This window comes from Fibrobacter sp. UWH4 (genome assembly GCF_900142475.1).
Classification (GTDB): domain Bacteria; phylum Fibrobacterota; class Fibrobacteria; order Fibrobacterales; family Fibrobacteraceae; genus Fibrobacter.
The window spans coordinates 20,214-38,096 of the sequence record NZ_FRAY01000009.1; the positions used below are offsets into that span (position 1 = coordinate 20,214).

Consider the following 17,883-nt stretch of genomic DNA (forward strand, 5'->3'; position numbering starts at 1 on the left):
GGAATTTTTATCCTCATTTTTTTATTTTATCCTAAATTTGAAACTCCGAACTCATAACTCTGAATTCTGAACTCCGAAATCCGAATTCTGAACTCTGAACTCCGAATTAGTCCTTCAGTAATTCCGGATGTTTCTCGGAGATTCGCCGTGCGAGGTATACGAACGGGGTGTCCATCAGCGAGGTCACGATGAAGATTCCGTAACCGAAAATCAGGATTTCGCCGATCGTATTCCACGGGAAAACTCCCGCGAAGGCGAGCAGGTTGAATACGACCACGTTAATCAGCTGGCTCACCAGCGTAGAACCGTTGTTGCGGAGCCACAGGAATTTTTTCTTGCTGCCGAACTTCTTTTCGGTCCATTTCCATACGGCGTGGTAGGCCCATACGTCATATAGCTCGCAGACGGCGTAGGCGAACAGGCTGGCAAGCATCACGCGCGGGGTATTGGCGAACACGGTGCGAATCGGTTCAGCCATGGTGTCGCCTGCGGCAGGAATATACAGGAACCAACTCTGTGAAATCAGGATGAAGGTCACGTTCGCGAGAATGCCGATTTTGACGCAACGGCTCGCTTCTTTTTTGCCGTAGATTTCGCTCATGATGTCAGTCGCCAAGAATGAAGAGGCAAAAATCACGTTGCCGAGCGTGGTGTCGAGCCCAAAAGCATGCACCAGAATCAAGACTTCGATGTTGGCGGCAATGGTGCAAATCACGGTCCAGGCGAAAATGCCCTGCTTGCCGAAGAAACGGAAAAAGCCGACGAGCCCGCCAAAGAACACGAAGATGGAGGCGATAAGGACGATTTCGTTTTGTAGAGGCATGGGGTGTGAGGTCGGGGCTAAAGCCCCTTTGAGGTTGTGAGGTTTTGGGGGTTAGCGGCGGCGATCAATTGCGGCAAACAGGCGGGTCTTGGCGAGCGCCTCGAATTCGGTGCCCGGCTTGCCGTAGTTGGCGAAGGGGTAGAGCGAAATACCGCCGCGGGGCATAAAGAGCCCTTCGACTTCGATGTACTTGGGCTCCAAGAGTTTTACCAAGTCTTTCATGATGATGTTCACGCAGTCTTCGTGGAAGTCTCCGTGATTGCGGAAGCTAAACATGTACAGCTTGAGCGACTTGGATTCTACTAGGTACTGGTCCGGAATGTAGTTGATCTTGATTTCGGCAAAGTCCGGCTGGCCGGTTTTGGGGCACAGGCTCGTGAATTCTGGGCAGTTGAAGGTGACCATGTAGTCGTTACCCGGATGCTTGTTCGGGAATTTTTCGAGGACTTCGGGACTGTAGGTGGTTTTGTACTGGGTCTTGTTGTTGCCGAGCAACGTGACGCCTTCGAGTTCAGCTTCTGAACGCATAAAGTCTCCTAGTTTTGTTTAAAGTCAGGATGGGTTTCGAACTGACCGACCCAAAGATAGAAAAATATTCAATAATCCAAAGGTTTGCTGTACGTGTCGTAAGTTGTTGAGATTCCGTGAGTTAGCCAAAAGGCTACAATAAACTTACAGAAAAATGCCGTGTTTTGACACCCGGCTGTCATTTGAATTATCTATATTCCCCTTACCTTTGGAAAATTCCCGGGGTACCTCGCACTGCGGTGCTGGGTTGAACTTAGGGCCGCGCGTCATGCATGAAACCAGGACGGCAGGACCCTCGAACCGAACATAAAAAACGGAACTACATTATGGATTTTTCTGCAATTATTGCCGAAGAGCTTAACCTTGAAGTATGGCGCGTCGCCAAGGCACTCGAGCTGATGGACCAGGGTGGTACCATCCCCTTTATCGCCCGCTACCGTAAGGACCAGACGGGCACGTTGAACGAAATCGAGCTGCGCGACATCAGCCACCGCCGCGATTACCTGCAAGAACTTGTGGACCGCAAAGAAACCGTGCTCAAGAGCATCGAAGAACAGGGCAAGCTGACTCCCGAACTCAAGGCCCAGATCGAAGCCTGTAAGGACAAGACCCTCCTCGAAGATATTTACGCTCCGTACAAGCCCAAGAAGCGCACCCGCGCCACCATCGCGAAGGAACTGGGCCTGGAACCCTTGGCCCGCCTCATGTGGGCGCAAGAAGAAACCGGCAACACGGCAGAACAGATTGCGTTAATTTATTTGTCCGAAGAAAAGGGCCTTGCCGACCCGAAGGCCGCCCTCAAGGGTGCCGCCGACATTTTGGCCGAAGAAGTCGCCGACAACACCGAATTCCGTCAGTACCTGCGTAACAAGATGGAAAAGACCGGTGTCATGATTTCCAAGGTCAAGAAGGATTTCGAAGGCCAGGAAACCAAGTTCAAGGATTATTACGACTACAGCGAACAGGTGTCCAAGATTCCGAGCCACCGTATGCTGGCGCTGCGCCGCGGCGAAAAGGAAAAGGTGCTCCGCCTCTCTATCGAAGTGCCGAACGAAGAAATGGTCGGCTACCTCAAGCAGCAGATTATCAAGGGCAACACCACCTGGACTCCTTACCTGGAAGCCATGTGCCAGGATGCCTGGGAACGCTTGCTCCAGCCGAGCATGGAAAGCGAAGTGCGCCTGATGCTCAAGGACGCCGCCGAAGAAGAAGCCTTCAAGGTGTTCAGCAAGAACCTTCAGGATGTGTTGCTCGCAGCACCTGCCGGCCACAAGGCCGTGCTCGCCCTCGACCCGGGTTTCCGTACGGGTTGCAAGGTTGCCGTGCTCGACGAAAACGGCAAGTTCATGGACCACGGCATTATCAAGCCGCACGAACCGTGGAACGACAAGGCCGGTGCCGCCGTGTACCTGATGGGCCTCATCGACAAGTACAAGATTGACTTGATTGCAATCGGTAACGGTACCGCTAGCCGCGAAACGGATGCCTTCTGCGCCGAGATGTCCGCGAAGTTCAAGGGCAAGGTTCCGCCGCGCGTGATCGTTTCTGAAGCAGGTGCATCTGTTTACAGCGCAAGCATGATCGCTATCCAGGAATTTCCGAAGGAAGACGTGACGACCCGTGGCGCCATTTCGATTGGCCGCCGCCTGCAGGATCCGCTGGCCGAACTTGTGAAGGTGGACCCGCAGTCCATTGGCGTGGGCCAGTACCAGCACGACGTGAACCAGCGCGAACTCAAGAAGCGCTTGGACGAAGTGGTGGAAAGCTGCGTGAACATGGTCGGTGTCGACGTGAACAGCGCCTCTGCTCCGCTGCTTTCCCACGTGGCAGGCCTTAGCAATACTTTGTCCGAAGCCATCGTGAAGTACCGCGAAGAAAACGGTGCCTATGCTAGCCGCGAAGCCTTGAAGAACGTGAAGGGCTTCGGCCCGAAGGCATTCGAACAGGCCGCCGGCTTCATGCGCATTCCGGGTGCCGAAAACCCGCTGGACGATTCCGCCGTTCACCCCGAAAACTACGCCCTCGTTGAAAAGATGGCCGAAAAGGCTGGCGTTTCTGTGAAGGACATGGTGGGTAACGCCGAAGCTGTGAAGGCAATCAACCTCGAAGAATTCCTCTCCGACGAAGTGGGTAAGGCTACTTTGGATGACATTATCAAGGAACTCCAGAAGCCGAGCCGCGACCCGCGTAAGGAATTCCGCTACGCCAAGTTCGACGACAAGATTCGCACCATTCAGGACTTGATTACGGGTAGCTGGATGGAAGGTGTTGTCACCAACGTGGCAAACTTCGGTGCCTTCGTGGACATCGGTGTTCACCAGGACGGCCTCGTGCACGTTTCTGAAATCAGCGACAAGTTCGTGGAAGACGCAAAGACGGTTCTTACCGTGGGCGACATCGTGAAGGTGCGCGTCGTGGCTGTTGACGTGGGCCAGAAGCGCATTAGCCTTTCGATGAAGCAGGAATCGACCGACGGCGTCGCCGGTGCCGGTGCAAATGGCCCGCGTGGCCAGCGCGCAGGTGGTAACCGCAGCGGATTCGGTGGCCACGGCCGCGACGGTGGTCGCGGCAATGCCCGCCCGCAGGGCGGCATCCAGGGCCATGCAACGCTTGCGGACCTCAAGGCAAAAATCGCCGGCAAGGACCGCCCGGGTGCAGCTCCGAAGAAGGCCGCTGCCATGCCCGGCAAGATGAGCGCCCTCTTGAAAAACTTTAAGAAAGGAATGTAGGTAACACCTAACTAATACCTACTCCAAAAAGACTGAGCCTGCATTTTAGATGCGGGCTTTTTCTGTATGGTTGTAAAATTTTGTTTAAGAAGGTGCTCGGAGGCCCGAAAAAAGCGTGTATAGTATATGGAGTGACTTTTTTGAGTCCCTTTATAAAAATATTGACAAATTGTATTACAAATTGTAGATTTAATATGAAAATCATAGACCACGCTTTTGAAAGATTCGAGGAACGAGTTTTTACGCCCGAAATGGCTGCAAGACTTGTGAATGGAAAACGGCTACTTAGGCGTTCAAAGTCTAATCCAAGCAGATACAAAGCTATTGGAAAGGTAGATGGAGAATTCTGGGTAGTTGTTTTAGAAAAAGACCTTTATACTGTTGTTACGGCTCGTAGAGCTCATAAAGATGAGGAAGTTCTATGGAAAAATTTAAAATAGCTCAAAATCCTATAATGACTGAGGATGAAGTTCTTGAATATGCCGGTAATATGGCCGACGAGTTCCGTGAAGGGCTTGCAGATGGCTCAACTATCGTGTCGGATGGTCCTTGGGAAGAAACCGTCAAGGCAATCAAGGAACGCCGTAAACGCAACGAGACCAGAATGGCGTCTTTCCGTTTGCCCGTTTGGATAATCGAAGGCCTCAAGCGCAATGCCGCGAAGGGCGATGTCAAGTACAGTGAATATGTAATCGAAACGTTGGCAAAAGCGGCTGTGTAAACATTTCTTATAATTCGAAAGCGGGGTCAACAGCTCCGCTTTTTGTGATTTCCGTCAAAAAATGATTTGGAAAAGGGCGCTAGGGTGTGTAAAAATTTTCTCGGGCTATTGCTTAGTGTGTAAAAATTACTTATTTTAAAAACATGTGTATTGCGCTAGAGCATCTGTTTGACTACGACGACTTCCGCAAGTTCCTCCAGGATTACTTTGAGGAACAGAAAAAAATGCGGGCCGTCTTTTCGCATCGCTTCTTTGCGGCGAAGGCGGGATTCAGCAGTTCCTCGTACTGCCTGAACGTTATCCGCGGGCGCTTCAACTTGACGCCCAAATCCATCGAGAAAATTGCGAAGGCGATGGATTTCGAGCCGCTCCAGAAGGCGTACTTCGAGGCGCTTGTGCAGTACAACCAGGCGCAGCAGGTGGTCGAGCGTGAAAGCGCTTGGGAACAGATTGTCCAGATTCGCAAGCAGATCGAATTTACGCACGTCACTACCCGTGAGCAGGCTTACTTTAGTAAGTGGTACTATCCGGTCATCCGTGAAATGGCGGTAAATGCCGACTGGCACGACGACTACATGGTGCTCGCCCGTATGCTGACGCCACAGATTACCACCGAAGAGGCTCGCGAGGCTGTCAAGAATTTACTTGAGTGGAACTTGCTGAAAAAAGTAGGGGACCGCTACGAGGCGACATCGCAGATGCTCGATGCCGCCGAAATTCCGCCGATTGCGCTGCGGCAGATTCGCCGCGAATACATTCAGCATGCTATCGGCGCCGTGGAATCGATGCCGAAGAATGAACGCTTCGCCGCATTCACGACGCTTGCCATGAGTGAACGCTCCTACAAATACGCCGTCGAGGTGCTCGAGGAGGCGCGCAAGAAGATAATCGCGAAAGCCGCGAACGACCCGGACGTGGAACGCGTCTACGAGATGATGCTGGTGGCTTTCCCGATGAGCAAGATGATTGAAAAGGGGGCAAAGTGATGATTAGTTTGTTAAAAAATGCCTCTGGCGTTATTTCTTTGAAGAATTTGTTGGGCTGTGCAGCCGTCTCCTTGTTTGCTTTGGGCGTGGTAGCCTGTTCCAAGAGCGACGAGACTGCCGGCGGTGTCACCGATATCGGAAACTCCGTGGCTAGCGGCTTCGTGGTGACCGAGGGCAACCTGCCTGTGGCCCATGCCCGCGTGGTGGCCTACTACGATAACTGGGACAAGACTTCTATCGAAGACTCTGTCGAAGTCGTTGCCGATGACAACGGAAAATTTGAGCTGAAATTCGACAGCACCCGCTCTGTGGTGCTCTATGCCGAAACTGGTTCTGAATCCGGGCTTTCGCGTATTCAGGATTCGGGCAGCTCGCTTGTGGTGGTGGGGCACCCCCGCAGACTTGAAAGTAGCGTTGCCGAGGCAAGTTCCGGCTATATGCGCATTGTGGGTAGCAACGCCGTTGCGTCTGTGGGAGCAGACGGTTCCTTTGCTTTTGACTCCATGCCCGTAGGCAAAATCTTGCTTGCGTATGTGGCTGAAGTTCCCCAGGCCCGTTTCGATTTCATGACGACCATTGTAGGCGACACCGTCAAGATCCCGCCCCTTGAAAAACTGAGCCAAAACAACGGCTGGCTTACAGTCTCGGATTACCGCTACTACAACAATGCCGCCTATGCGGGAATTATGGTGAGCGTCCCCGAAGGAATCACGGTCCCGCAGGTTGAAATTCTGCCGCAAGATACCACCGAAAAAGATACATCCGTCAAAGATACAACGGCCAAGGATTCGAGTGACATCGTCAAGGACACGACTGCAAGGGATACGAGCGAAGCTGTCGCCATTTCTTATGCGCTTCACCTAGATGGCAGCGATAGCTTGGCCAAGGTCTACAATAGCGACGGGACGGAAGCCGATCCGGACAACATCGATTATGTAGATGGTATTTCGGGCGAGGGAGTCTCGCTGAAGGTCGGACAACATATTGGTTTGGGCAATGTCGACCCCAGTGCCGGTGACTTTACCGTGTCGCTGTGGACGGTTTGGAAAGGGTTCCGTGAAGGAAGCTTCTACCAGATTCTTTTCGCCCAGAGGTCCAATTGGGCTGAATCCTTTGCCAGAATCCAGTTGCAGTATGACTTTACGGTAGGAGCCTTTGCTGCGGTGAGCGAAGCTATTAGTCCGACAGGGCTTGTCTGGCTTAGCGAACCGGGTAGAGTGCGGCCCTTGAATGAATGGGCGAACATTACACTCGTGTATGAAGACGGCAAGCTGTTCTTTTATGTGAATGGCGAACTTGTAAGTGATGAAAATGGTGTGCCGTTTACACTCAAGGATTTCTTGGACCCTGTGCCGTTCCGCATTGGCGGTACCGAAATCGCGAATGACACTTGGAACGGCGTTATCGACGAAGTGACCATCGAGTCGACCGCCCGCAGCGCCGAATGGGTCAAAGCCCAGTACGAAGCCTTGGCGAAGTAATCCGCCGCAGTCATCCTCGACCATCACGGAACATGGCTTCGACGATTTGCTATCATGGCAAAGTAATCCGCTACAGTCATCCTCGACCATCACGGAACATGACTTCGACGAATTGCAATTATGGCGAAATAATCCGCTACAGTCATCCTTGACCATCACGGAACATGGCTTCGACGAATTGCAATTATGGCAAAATAATCCGCTACAGTCATCCTCGACCCTGGAGTGCGTAGCACGATAGGGGAGGGGATCCAGTGCAATTCCACAAAAAAATAGCCTTGTCCGAGGACAAGGCTTTAAATGTTTTAGTAGAGTACTAAAAATTACTCGTACTTGATCACGCCGGCCGGGCAGGAGTCAGCAGCGTCCTTGATTTCGCTTTCGTAAGCGGAATAGTCGACGCCTTCCTTCACCTGCATCTTTTCCGGAACGCTGAACACTGCGTCGCAAGTAGCTTCGCAAGCGCCGCAGGAGACGCATTCGTCGCTGGATTCGTCCAGCCACACTTTCGTGATTGCCATAATATACCTCTTTGTGTCTTAGGTTGAATTTATATACGCAATATAACAAAATCTTGTTCTGAACAGACGGGAAAATAAGAAATAAATGAAAAAACTGAACAGAAGAGGATGAAAAAAGCGTTGGCCAACGGAGGGGAGGGTGCAGGGAGGGGGCCGTGCGGCCTTCGCAAAAGTGTGCAAGTGAGTGTCGCACAGGCAAGTTTACTTGCCTGTATGACTGAACGTAGCCACGGACGCATAGCGTCCACTCCGAGCTGGGGCCCCTCCCGCATGTTTATTAATCTTTTAAATTGAATACATGCATTTGAGCGGAGTTGTATTTTTCTAAATTTACCGCAAAAATTCATTTTTCACCTTCCGACAGGAATTCATCGAAACATGAAAAAAGTGGTTGTAAAAATTGGTGGCAGCCTGGCAATCGACGAAGCCAAGCTGGCTGATTTTGTGTCGGCAGTCTCTACCCTCCCCGGTAGTGGCTGTCAGGTGGCCGTGGTTCACGGCGGTGGCAAGGATATCAACGAGAATATCGCCTTGCTCAAGGAACAACCGACATTCATCGACGGTCTGCGAGTCACAACCCCCGGCATCATGAAGATGGTCGAGATGACCCTCTCGGGCCACGTGAACAAGAAGCTCGTGCGCATGCTCCTGAACAACGGCTGTGGCGCCGTCGGTATTTCGGGCGTAGACGCGAATCTGTTCCAGGTGGTCAAGAAGCAGGGCAAGGTGGACCTTGGCCTGGTAGGCGAAATCAAGAAGGTGAACCCGGGCATCGTGACCGCGCTCTGGGGTGCGGGGTTTGTTCCCGTGGTAAGCCCGATTTCGATTGGCCCTGACGCAAACGGCAACGGCGTGAGCTGGAACGTGAACGCAGACACCGCCGCATCTGAACTGGCTGTGGCGCTCGAAGCCGACCAGTTCGTGCTGGTGAGCGACGTGCCGGGCGTGATGGACGAAAACAAGAATGTAATTCCCGAACTGAGCGAGGCGGACGCCGAAAAGCTGATCGAGGCTGGCGTCATCTCCGGCGGTATGATTCCCAAAGTCCGCGAGAGTTTCAAGTCGATCCGACGAGGACTTAAGAGCATCCACATCGTGGGTTGGAAGGACGCGGAACACTTTGGCAAACAAATTAATGGAGATTTAAACTATGGCACAATCTTGCGCTAACCTGCTCGAACAGGACAAACAAATTATCGCGCCGCTCTACGGCAAGGCAGACATCAACTTCGTAAAGGGCGAAGGCTCTTACCTCTATGACGACCAGGGCAACAAGTACCTGGACTTCGTGGCGGGTATCGCCGTGAACGCACTTGGTCACCAGAACCAGGCGATTAAGGATGCGGTGGTGGAACAGATGAACCACTTCAACCACATCAGCAACCTTTACCCGAACTACCCGCAGATTAATCTCGGCAAGGCCCTCCTTGAAATCACCAAGTTCGACAAAGCCTTCTTCTGCAACTCGGGTACCGAGGCGAACGAAGGTGCAATCAAGTTTGCACGTAAGTACTTCGACCGGAATGGCGAAAAGAACAGGCAGAAAATCATTACCTTCGTGAACAGCTTCCACGGAAGGACGTATGCCGCCCTTTCTGCAACGGGCCAGCCGGCTATCCGCGAAGGCTTCGGTTCCATGCCGGGCGACTTCGTGCACGTCACGTGGAACGACTGCGCGGCCTTGAAGGCCGAAGTCAACAAGGATACTTGCGCAATTATGCTTGAAAGCCTCGCTGCCGAAGGCGGCGTGATGACGCTTTCCGCTGAAATGGTTGCAACCATCAACAGCCTGCAGAAAGAATTCGGCTGTCTCGTCATCGTTGACGAAGTGCAGGCGGGTGTGGGCCGTCTCGGAACCTTCTGCGGTTTCGAAAAGTATGGCCTGAATCCGGACCTGGTTTCTTTGGCCAAGGGAATCGGTGGCGGTCTCCCGCTGGGTGCGGTGCTCCTGCGCCAGAAGATTGCCGACCAGCTCAAGGCCGGTGACCACGGTACCACTTTTGGCGGCAACCCGATTGCTTGCGCCGCAGGTCTCGCAGTCGTGAAGCAGATTCCGGGGCTCCTCAAGAATGTGGCTGAACGTTCCGCCCAGCTGAAGGCCGGTTTGGCGAGCCTTGTGGAAAAGTACAGCTTCGCCAAGGAAATCCGGGGCGAAGGCCTGATTCTCGGTGTGGCTCTTGACGAATCCATGCCGGTGGGCAACATCATCGCTGCCGCCCGCAATGAAAAACTCATGGTGCTGAGCGCCAAGGGCAACGTGCTGCGTATGCTCCCGCCGCTGAATGTTTCTGCAGCGGAATGCGACGAAGCCCTCGCAAAGCTCGGCCGCGCATTTGCCGCTGCCGCCGCGAAGTAATTGCTAAACATAAATCGCTCTTGCAGCCCGGCTCCCCGCCGGGCTTTTTCATTTTTTTACAAAGTTTTTACAAAAAATATGGCGCTCAGTTGCCGATAGAAACGTGTATAGTATAGATAGAGAAAAAATCCCTGTTCGCGAATGCCGACGCGTTTCGGTTATGAAGTGAAAATGACCAAGAAAAGGAAGACTCTCCGCCGTAAGCATGACCCCTTCTTTCGTTATATTTACGCGGTTCCCGCGAATACACGCACCCTCTTGCGGCTAGCAAAGCGCAAAAATCCGGAGCTTCGCAGGATGCTCTCTACGGTTGACATGGATTCCCTGGAGTTGATTCCGGGCAGTTTCAGCAACGTGAAGGAGTGGGGCGAATCGGACCTCGCCTTCAAGGCCCGCATCAAGGGCGGCCCCGAAATTTTCGTGGGCATCTTGCTGGAGCACAAGTCTTACCTCAAGAAGGATGTCCTTTCGCAGATTTACCGCTATACCTTCGAGGTGATGCAGAACAAGGGGGCGACGGACTTCGGCTGGCTCCCGACGAAGGCCATCATTATCTATAATGGCCGGAGCGACTGGGATCCGATGGCGGAGTTCCGTACAAAGTATCGGGGCCAGTTCAATGGCCGTGAGTTGCCGTTCGAATGTGTCCTTGTGAACCTTGCGGACATTTCCGATGATGCCTGCCTTAGGGAGCCGAATGTAGAGGCAGCTGTCGGCGCGCTTGTGATGAAACACGCTTTTGACGCAGATGGTCTCAGGAGCGTTGTGAGCGGATTGACGAAAATGCTTTCTCGGCTGGAAAATGGCGCAAGGGCTACCCTTGCGGAAAAAATTGTAGTATATTTGGGAGAGTACCTTGATGAAGAAGTCGTGGAGGAATTGCGTATGCGTATGAGTATCGGACAGGCCCTGGGGATCAAGACCGCTGGAGACCGTTTGCGTGCCGCAGAACGCGCCGCAGACCGCCGTGGACGGAAGCGCGGCTTGGCGCAGGGCCTTGAACAGGGCGTCAAGCAGGGCGCTGAAAAAGAACGAGAACGGAATGAAGCTCTCAACCTAAGAAGAGTGAAATTTCTCCGTTCGCAGAACGTGCCGGACAGCGTAATCTCGGCGATGCTTGCCCTCAAATAACATCCCAGATTTTCAGCCCCGAAAGGGGCTTTTTCATTTAAATATCGTAGCCCTAAAATTCCTTCCCTAGACCACGTTCTGTAGTCTGTATTATATATCCATATGTTTCTATGGTTTCACTCTTGTAAGATTAACGTAAATTGTTAAATTGTAATAAAATTTAGTTGAGATGTAGGATGTTTGCGATTGTGTTGCTCTGTTATGATTTTTTGTTGAACGAACCTCGGTGCGGAGTCTTTGCGTAGGGAGAAACGTATAATATGCAATTCAGTCAGTTCATAATTTTCGGTGGATGTGGCTTTATCGGGACGCACACTGCGAACCTTCTCCGCGAAAAATATCCCGACGCAAAGATTTATATTGCAGATCTTCTTGCTGATGGAACTGAATATTCACAAAGGGTCGACGTTCGTCAGCCGATTTCAATGAATGGCGAATTTGGCAAAAACACACTCATTTTCAATTTTGCAGCAATTCATCGTACGCCAGGTCATCCTGATCATGCGTACTTTGAAACGAATATTCGCGGTGCAGAAAATGTATGCGAATTCGCACGCAAACACAACATTGAAAACATTGTTTTTACGAGCAGCATTGCTCCGTATGGAGCGGCTGAAGAGTTAAAGACCGAAGAAACTCTGCCTACCCCTAACACGCCTTACGGCATCTCTAAATTGGTGGCCGAAAAAATCCACCGTGAATGGGCTGCCGAAAGTAAGGACCGCAGACTCTCGATTGTGCGTCCTGGAATCGTGTTCGGGACTGGTGAAAACGGCAACATGACACGCCTTTACAGGGCGCTCAAGAAACATAAGTTCGCTTATGCAGGCCGCAAAGACACTATCAAGGCTTGCATTTACGTGAAGGACCTTGTGCGTGTGATGTTGGCTATGGCCGAAAATGAGAAAAAGGACACTGAGCTTGCCGAAGTGGCCAGTAGGGTTCAACTTTACAATTGCTGCTACTATCCGTCTTTCACTATTGAGCAGATTGCGAATACCATGCTCAAGGCGACTGGGCTGAAACGCTTCATTCCGTACATTCCCAAGAAACCCATGATGGCGGCAGCGACTGTCTGCGGTTTGCTCGGGGGCTTGGGCCTTGGTATTTGCCCTGCCCGTGTAAAGAAATTGATGGTTAGCACGAACATCAACGGTTTGAAACTCTCCCAAAACTACCCGCTCTCCTACTCGCTGGAAGATGCTTTCCGCGATTGGTATAAGGATTGCGGTGAAAAGGAACTGGTGTAGCGTGGCAGACCGTATCAAGATAATGTTTATTGCTCAGGCGTATCCTGGTGGCGTTCCTGTTTATATTGAAACGCTCGCTAAGCACCTTGATAGTTCTAAATACGAGAAAATACTCGTCTGCTCTTACGCCTATGAAGAAGCCCGTTTTGCCCCTTATTTTGATGTTATTGAAAAAGTGGGCATGGAACGCTCTATAAGTGCATCAAAGATTTTGAAACCGGCTTGGGCAACCCGCAAGTTGATAAAGAAGTACAAACCCGATGTGGTGTATTGCAATAGCAGCATTGCGGGGGCTGTTGGACGCCTTGCTGCTATAGGCTGTGGTGCGAAAGTCCTGTACAACGCTCATAGTTGGGCGTTCAATATGCGGATTAGCAACAAGAAGAAGTTGTTTTATCGCTGGATAGAAAAGTTCTTTGCCGTATTTACCGATAAGATTATTTGCGTCTCCAATTACGAGAAAGAGTCTGCGTTGCAAAATTATATATGCAAAACAAATAAATTGCAAGTGATTTTGAATGGTGTGGATATTGAAGAAATTGAGAAAAAAATTGCAGTTTCTAAACTGACCCGGTCATCTTTGAATATTCCTGAAAATGCTTATGTTGTTGGCATGGTGGGACGTATATCAGAGCAGAAAGCTCCGGATGTTTTTGTAAAGGCTGCTCGAAAGATAAAAGATGTTATTCCCGAATCGTTCTTTATAATTGTCGGTGATGGTCCCGACCAGTTAGAAATTGAAAAAATGATTTTGAATGCTGATTTAAAAGATTCATTCTTAATTACGGGGTGGACGAAACAAGCCATAGAATATTTAGCTTTGTTTGATATTGCAGTTCTTTGTTCTCGTTGGGAAGGTTTGCCGCTTGTTGTGTCGGAATATTTTGCTGCCAAAAAACCGGTTGTCTGCACTAAGATTGATGCCGTTGATGATATGATTCAGTCGGAAAAGAATGGACTTGTTGTTGATATTGATGATGCAGATGCCGTTTATGAATCGGTAGTTAGAATATATAAGGATGAATTGTTTAAAAATCAAATCTCAAATGCAGCATATATGGTTGCCAAAGAAAAGTTTGAATTGAAAAAAATGGTGAAAGAGTTTATTTGTGTAGTTGATCAAGTGACGAAAAATTAGTCTTTGTTTGCTAACTTGTTTGGGACTTTTAATGATAAAAAAAGTAATTCACATATGTAGCGATGAAAAATTTATTGATGGGGCGATTGCGCAATTTGCTAGGTATAAGACCATTGAGTCTTCTTTTTTTATCATTCATCATGATCGTGAAATTCGGTATGTGAAAAGCCGATGCCCCAATGTGTTTTTTTTCCAATCTGAAAAGAAACTTGTTGAGACAGTTAATCAAAGTTCATCGGACTGTGTTGTAATTTTGCATAGCATATTTGTTAGTATTCGGCATTTGCTTAGAATACAGCGGACGATTTTTATTTGTTGCTGGGGATGGGATATTTATTCGGATGTTCATGACAATTTGAAGAAAATGCTGCCGATTGATTTGTATAAGCCATATACAAGAAAGATGCTGAACAGTCAAAAAAGGATGTTGGAAAGAGTTCGAGAAATGGCGAAAGTATGCCTAGGTGTATATTTCTTTCACAATCGTATGTATAGACGGTTATTTGATAAAATTTCTGCAATATCAACGGTGTTTCCGATTGAATTCCATATGATGAATTTATCTGGGAAATGTTTTTTCCCGTTTAGATATATGTTTATGGAATTACCGAATGATTTTGTACCCAAGGAGCCAACTTCTTTGTCAGCTGTTCCAAGAATTTTGGTTGGGAATAGCTTGGATCCGACAAATAATCATATAGATATTTTGGAAAGATTGGAAAAGATTGGGCGTCCTATTGAGGCTTTGATTCCAATTAGCTATGGTGGAAATGAAAGGTATAAAACTGCTTTAAAAAAATATGTGCTAAAATTCCAAAATGTAAAAACGACTTTTTTAGAAACATTTATGGACAGGAAGCAATATTTTAATTTGGTTAATACCTGTTGTGCTGCGGTGTTTGGGCATATGAGACAACAGTCTGCGGGAAATATTAGTCATGCTTTGAAAAACGGTTTCGATGTTTATCTATATAACGATTCTTTAAATTACGCGTATTATAGAGAACTTGGCTATAAGTTTTTCTCAATAGAAAATGATCTGTGTAATTTTTCGGGAAAACCTTATTTGTCTATAGAAAGCCAAAAGGAAAATTTTGACATCTATATGAACGATGCTGATTTATGTCGGTATGATGAAGAAATGATGAAGTTTTTTTCCTCATTTGAACTTTAGAGAGCCTGTATGAATTCCAGAGAAAGTTGGGTTGATTGGGCTAAAACAGTTGGAATATATTTGGTTGTTTTTGGCCATGCTTTTTTTCCTACAGATGGTTATGGATGTGAGGTAAAAAACTTTGTATATGCATTCCATATGCCGTTGTTTTTTTCTTGTCTGGTTATTTGTTTAAGAAGAAAGATGGCTTTTTTTGTTTCGCTAAAAAAAATGTAAAGTCATTGATAGTCCCTTATGTTTTCTTTAATGTATTGTGCTGCTTAATGGATCTTTCGCTGATATCGGATGTCCAGTTTCATAAGAATGCTGTTGTAGATTTTTTGATTGGCGGTGGCCATTCGTATTCGGGGGCGTCTTGGTTCTTGTTGAGTCTTTTCTTTGTTCGTTTGTTGGCTTATATTGCTGTTGAACGGAATATATGGGGGCAACTCTTCATTTTTGCTGTGTCTATTTTTGTTGCATATGTGTTGCCTTTTCCATTGTATTGGGGAATTGGCTCTTGTTTTATGGCATATCCGTTTTTTTATGTTGGTTATATCTTTAAAAAACATGCACTCTTTAGTAAAAAGATACAATGGAATTTTTGTATAGGATGTTTATCTCTTGTGTTAATGTTGCTGTTGAACAGATTAATAGGATCTGTTTCAATTCACTCGTTACAATTTGGAAATGTTCCTTCGCTGTATTATATAGAAGGATTTGTCGGCGTAATAATGGTGTCTGCTTTTTGTCGGCTTGTGGATAATTTCTCTAATGTATTCATTGAAATTTTTTCATCGGGATCGATTGTAATCATGGGCTTGCATGGGAGTGTGTTTTTTTATGTGAATGCTTTGTCGCGACGGATTTCCCCGTTATTTGCAGATGATTGGAGTAATTTCTTTTTTGCGCTTATAAAGTCTGTGATAATTTTGGTTTTGTTGTATTATCCAATAATTTTTCTCCAAAAACATGCTGCGATGTTTATTGGAAATCGATTTAAAAAGATAGAATCGCATGTTTGACATTAATCCTAAAGTAAGTGCCGTAATTACAACGAAAAATCGTTGTGCTCTTTTGAAAAGGGCTGTTGAAAGTGTGCTTTCTCAAACGTATAAGAACATAGAATGCATTGTTGTTGATGATGCTTCGAATGATGATACTCCTGATTATTGTCAATCTTTAAATGATGTGAAATATATTCGGATTCCTGTAGAAGAAAGTCGTGGTGGAAATTATGCACGCAATCAGGGCGTAAAAAATGCTTTAGGGGAATATATTGCTTTTTTGGACGATGATGATTGTTGGCTGCCAGAAAAGATTGAAAAACAAATTGCATTGATTCTGGAAAAGAAAAATGGGTTGGTTTATTGCGGTCGTCGTTATGAACGAATGAGTCCCAAAGGGATTTCCTTTTGTGACGAATTACCTCATGCGGAATTGCAAGGTGATATGACGAAAAAGATCTTAAAGGAAATTTGTACGGTTACGTCAAATATTCTTGTTGAAAAAAAAATGCTTGTTGAATGTGGTGGCTTTGATGAAAATCTGAAGTTTTGGCAAGAGTATGAGCTTTTGATTCGTTTAGCCCAAAGAACGCCTTTTTTCTTTGTGAATGAGGCCTTGTCTATTTATCGTGTGAATTTGAATGATCCGAATCGATTGACTAATAAGTTTTATTCTTGGATGGAAGCTGTCGATTACATTTATCAGAAACATGCTGAGTTGTATTATAACTTGGGCTTTTTAGGAAGGTTAGAAGCGAGGACTATTGTTTGGAGGGATGCTGTTGCAAGATGTAAAAATGCGGGTTTATTGCGTGAATCTTTAAAAAACAAACTGTTGTATTTGGTCATTTCGTTCCCGTTTAGAGTGAAAAATAAGCTAGTTCGGTTTAGGGCTTGTGTATGATTGCTGCTATTTATGTTTCTCTGCATGTATTGTGTGCGTTGTCTTTATTTTTGTTTTGCTATTTGCAATCAAAAATGAAAGATACCCACTATTGGAAGCTGGCGGTGTTTCCAATAGTGATGTTTACTATTGTGGAAGGTTTACGTTGGGGGCGTGAAATTGACTGGAATTTGTATTTCTACACATTTAATGATTTTAAATATGGAATGCAGGATGACTTTGAGCCTCTGTTTACCTTAATTTGGGGGCTTTTTGCTAAATCAGGTCTTCCGTATTGGTCTGTGATCTCTTTCTCTTCATTTCTCTTTATAGTTTCAACATTTTATTTATTTAGGCCGTATAAAAAATATCTTCCAATCGCCATTCCTTTTTTCATTTTCTTTTCCTATGTGAATGCGGAAAATTTGATTCGCTGGTACACTGGATTGTCATTTGTATTCTTTGCGGTAAGGAATGTGTTGGATGGGAAAAAAGTCAAAGCACTAGTGTTTTTTATCTGTGCGGTTGGTTGCCATTATGCAATGATTCTTTTGTTTTTGCTTTACTTCTTGATGCGGCTCCCCAAACCAATTATGTCATTTAAAGCAATGGTTGTGGTGAACATGCTGTTGATGATTGCTTTTGATCCGCAGGTTCTTGGCAATCTTGCGGGGATTTTTGATTATTTGGTGTTGCTATCAGCGCGTTTTTCGGGGTATACGGCTGATGCGAAGGGATGGCTGACTGGCGCTTCTCAGGCTTCTTCTATAGAACGGAGACTCCCTATTGTAGCAATTGTGATGACTATTCCTCTGTTTATATTCGCGAAGTGTGGAGATACGGAGGCTCGAAGGAACCCCAGTATTGTTCCGTTGTATAACTTATTTGTGATAGGATTGTTTGTAAAATCTATGTCAAGTGGACTTGAACTATTTATTAGATTTAGTTACTTCTTTGAACCTTTTTATGGGTATTTTTGCGCTTTGACGTTTGAACAACTGCGAAAAAGAAAGAATGTTCAAAATGTGATGCTTTTAGTGATATGCGGGGCCTACTTTTTACGTAAGGTCTTGGGGTTCTGCTGGCCGTTTGAAATAGATCAATGCATGCTTTTTGTCTGGAATGATCAAATAACGCCAAACTCAATGATTAAATTTTTAAAAATGAGATCGTAAC

General features: G+C 47.3%; 18 protein-coding genes. 15 read left to right on the top strand and 3 right to left on the bottom strand.

The features are described from left to right. Window positions 1-106: 106 nt before the first annotated feature. Together BUA93_RS13500 and queF are read right to left on the bottom strand one after the other, a co-directional pair. Entirely contained in the window at window positions 107-823 is a 717-nt protein-coding gene (locus BUA93_RS13500; protein WP_072980266.1) for a queuosine precursor transporter, read from the bottom strand. 51 nt (window positions 824-874) lie between these two features. After that, a complete protein-coding gene (queF, locus tag BUA93_RS13505) occupies window positions 875-1,351 on the bottom strand; it encodes a preQ(1) synthase (RefSeq protein ID WP_072980268.1) in 477 nt (158 codons plus the stop codon). A 326-nt stretch (window positions 1,352-1,677) separates the two neighbouring features. Here queF and BUA93_RS13510 point away from each other — a divergent pair, with 326 nt between their 5' ends. From BUA93_RS13510 to BUA93_RS13530, 5 genes are all read left to right on the top strand, one after another. Then, complete coding sequence (locus BUA93_RS13510; RefSeq protein ID WP_072980270.1) at window positions 1,678-4,080, top strand: Tex family protein; 2,403 nt, start codon at window positions 1,678-1,680, stop codon at window positions 4,078-4,080. Window positions 4,081-4,274: 194 nt separating this feature from the next. After that, window positions 4,275-4,520: a BrnT family toxin gene (locus BUA93_RS13515; protein ID WP_072980272.1), complete on the top strand. Its 246-nt coding sequence runs from the start codon at window positions 4,275-4,277 to the stop codon at window positions 4,518-4,520. Window positions 4,521-4,534: 14 nt separating this feature from the next. Next, window positions 4,535-4,801 (top strand): hypothetical protein, encoded by a 267-nt coding sequence (locus tag BUA93_RS13520; RefSeq protein WP_072980274.1) that lies wholly within the window; start codon window positions 4,535-4,537, stop codon window positions 4,799-4,801. Between the two features lie 143 nt (window positions 4,802-4,944). After that, the gene (locus tag BUA93_RS13525; protein WP_072980276.1) at window positions 4,945-5,787 is read left to right on the top strand and encodes a TIGR02147 family protein; all 843 of its coding nucleotides are present in this window, start codon (window positions 4,945-4,947) and stop codon (window positions 5,785-5,787) included. Next, window positions 5,787-7,268 carry a LamG domain-containing protein gene (locus tag BUA93_RS13530; protein ID WP_072980278.1) on the top strand — a complete coding sequence of 494 codons (1,482 nt, stop codon included), beginning with the start codon at window positions 5,787-5,789 and terminating at the stop codon, window positions 7,266-7,268. Before BUA93_RS13525 ends, BUA93_RS13530 begins: the two co-directional genes overlap by 1 nt. A gap of 323 nt (window positions 7,269-7,591) precedes the next feature. Here the strand turns inward: BUA93_RS13530 and BUA93_RS13535 are convergent, their stop codons facing one another. Further along, window positions 7,592-7,789 carry a ferredoxin gene (locus BUA93_RS13535; RefSeq protein WP_072980280.1) on the bottom strand — a complete coding sequence of 66 codons (198 nt, stop codon included), beginning with the start codon at window positions 7,787-7,789 and terminating at the stop codon, window positions 7,592-7,594. Between the two features lie 378 nt (window positions 7,790-8,167). Here BUA93_RS13535 and argB point away from each other — a divergent pair, with 378 nt between their 5' ends. The 10 genes from argB to BUA93_RS13580 all read left to right on the top strand — a co-directional run bounded on the left by argB (window position 8,168) and on the right by BUA93_RS13580 (window position 17,882). Further along, entirely contained in the window at window positions 8,168-8,959 is a 792-nt protein-coding gene (gene argB, locus BUA93_RS13540) for an acetylglutamate kinase (RefSeq protein WP_072812227.1), read from the top strand. Continuing rightward, window positions 8,940-10,145 carry an aspartate aminotransferase family protein gene (locus BUA93_RS13545; protein ID WP_072980282.1) on the top strand — a complete coding sequence of 402 codons (1,206 nt, stop codon included), beginning with the start codon at window positions 8,940-8,942 and terminating at the stop codon, window positions 10,143-10,145. Before argB ends, BUA93_RS13545 begins: the two co-directional genes overlap by 20 nt. Before the next feature lie 171 nt (window positions 10,146-10,316). Then, on the top strand, window positions 10,317-11,276 hold the full coding sequence (locus BUA93_RS13550) for an Rpn family recombination-promoting nuclease/putative transposase (RefSeq protein WP_175547454.1): 960 nt from the start codon (window positions 10,317-10,319) through the stop codon (window positions 11,274-11,276). A gap of 260 nt (window positions 11,277-11,536) precedes the next feature. Beyond that, on the top strand, window positions 11,537-12,526 hold the full coding sequence (locus BUA93_RS13555; protein WP_072980286.1) for an NAD-dependent epimerase/dehydratase family protein: 990 nt from the start codon (window positions 11,537-11,539) through the stop codon (window positions 12,524-12,526). A 1-nt stretch (window position 12,527) separates the two neighbouring features. Next, window positions 12,528-13,664: a glycosyltransferase gene (locus BUA93_RS13560; RefSeq protein ID WP_175547455.1), complete on the top strand. Its 1,137-nt coding sequence runs from the start codon at window positions 12,528-12,530 to the stop codon at window positions 13,662-13,664. Between the two features lie 31 nt (window positions 13,665-13,695). Continuing rightward, complete coding sequence (locus BUA93_RS13565) at window positions 13,696-14,838, top strand: TDP-N-acetylfucosamine:lipid II N-acetylfucosaminyltransferase family protein (RefSeq protein WP_139258101.1); 1,143 nt, start codon at window positions 13,696-13,698, stop codon at window positions 14,836-14,838. A 9-nt stretch (window positions 14,839-14,847) separates the two neighbouring features. Continuing rightward, entirely contained in the window at window positions 14,848-15,054 is a 207-nt protein-coding gene (locus BUA93_RS16035; protein ID WP_139258102.1) for a hypothetical protein, read from the top strand. After that, window positions 15,006-15,842, top strand: coding sequence for an acyltransferase family protein (locus BUA93_RS13570; protein WP_175547456.1), 837 nt, complete (start codon window positions 15,006-15,008; stop codon window positions 15,840-15,842). Before BUA93_RS16035 ends, BUA93_RS13570 begins: the two co-directional genes overlap by 49 nt. Beyond that, window positions 15,835-16,728 carry a glycosyltransferase family 2 protein gene (locus tag BUA93_RS13575; RefSeq protein ID WP_072980291.1) on the top strand — a complete coding sequence of 298 codons (894 nt, stop codon included), beginning with the start codon at window positions 15,835-15,837 and terminating at the stop codon, window positions 16,726-16,728. The genes BUA93_RS13570 and BUA93_RS13575 overlap by 8 nt, the downstream gene beginning before the upstream one ends. Then, window positions 16,725-17,882, top strand: a complete 1,158-nt coding sequence (locus tag BUA93_RS13580) for an EpsG family protein (RefSeq protein WP_072980293.1) — start codon at window positions 16,725-16,727, stop codon at window positions 17,880-17,882. Before BUA93_RS13575 ends, BUA93_RS13580 begins: the two co-directional genes overlap by 4 nt. Window position 17,883 lies beyond the last annotated feature (1 nt).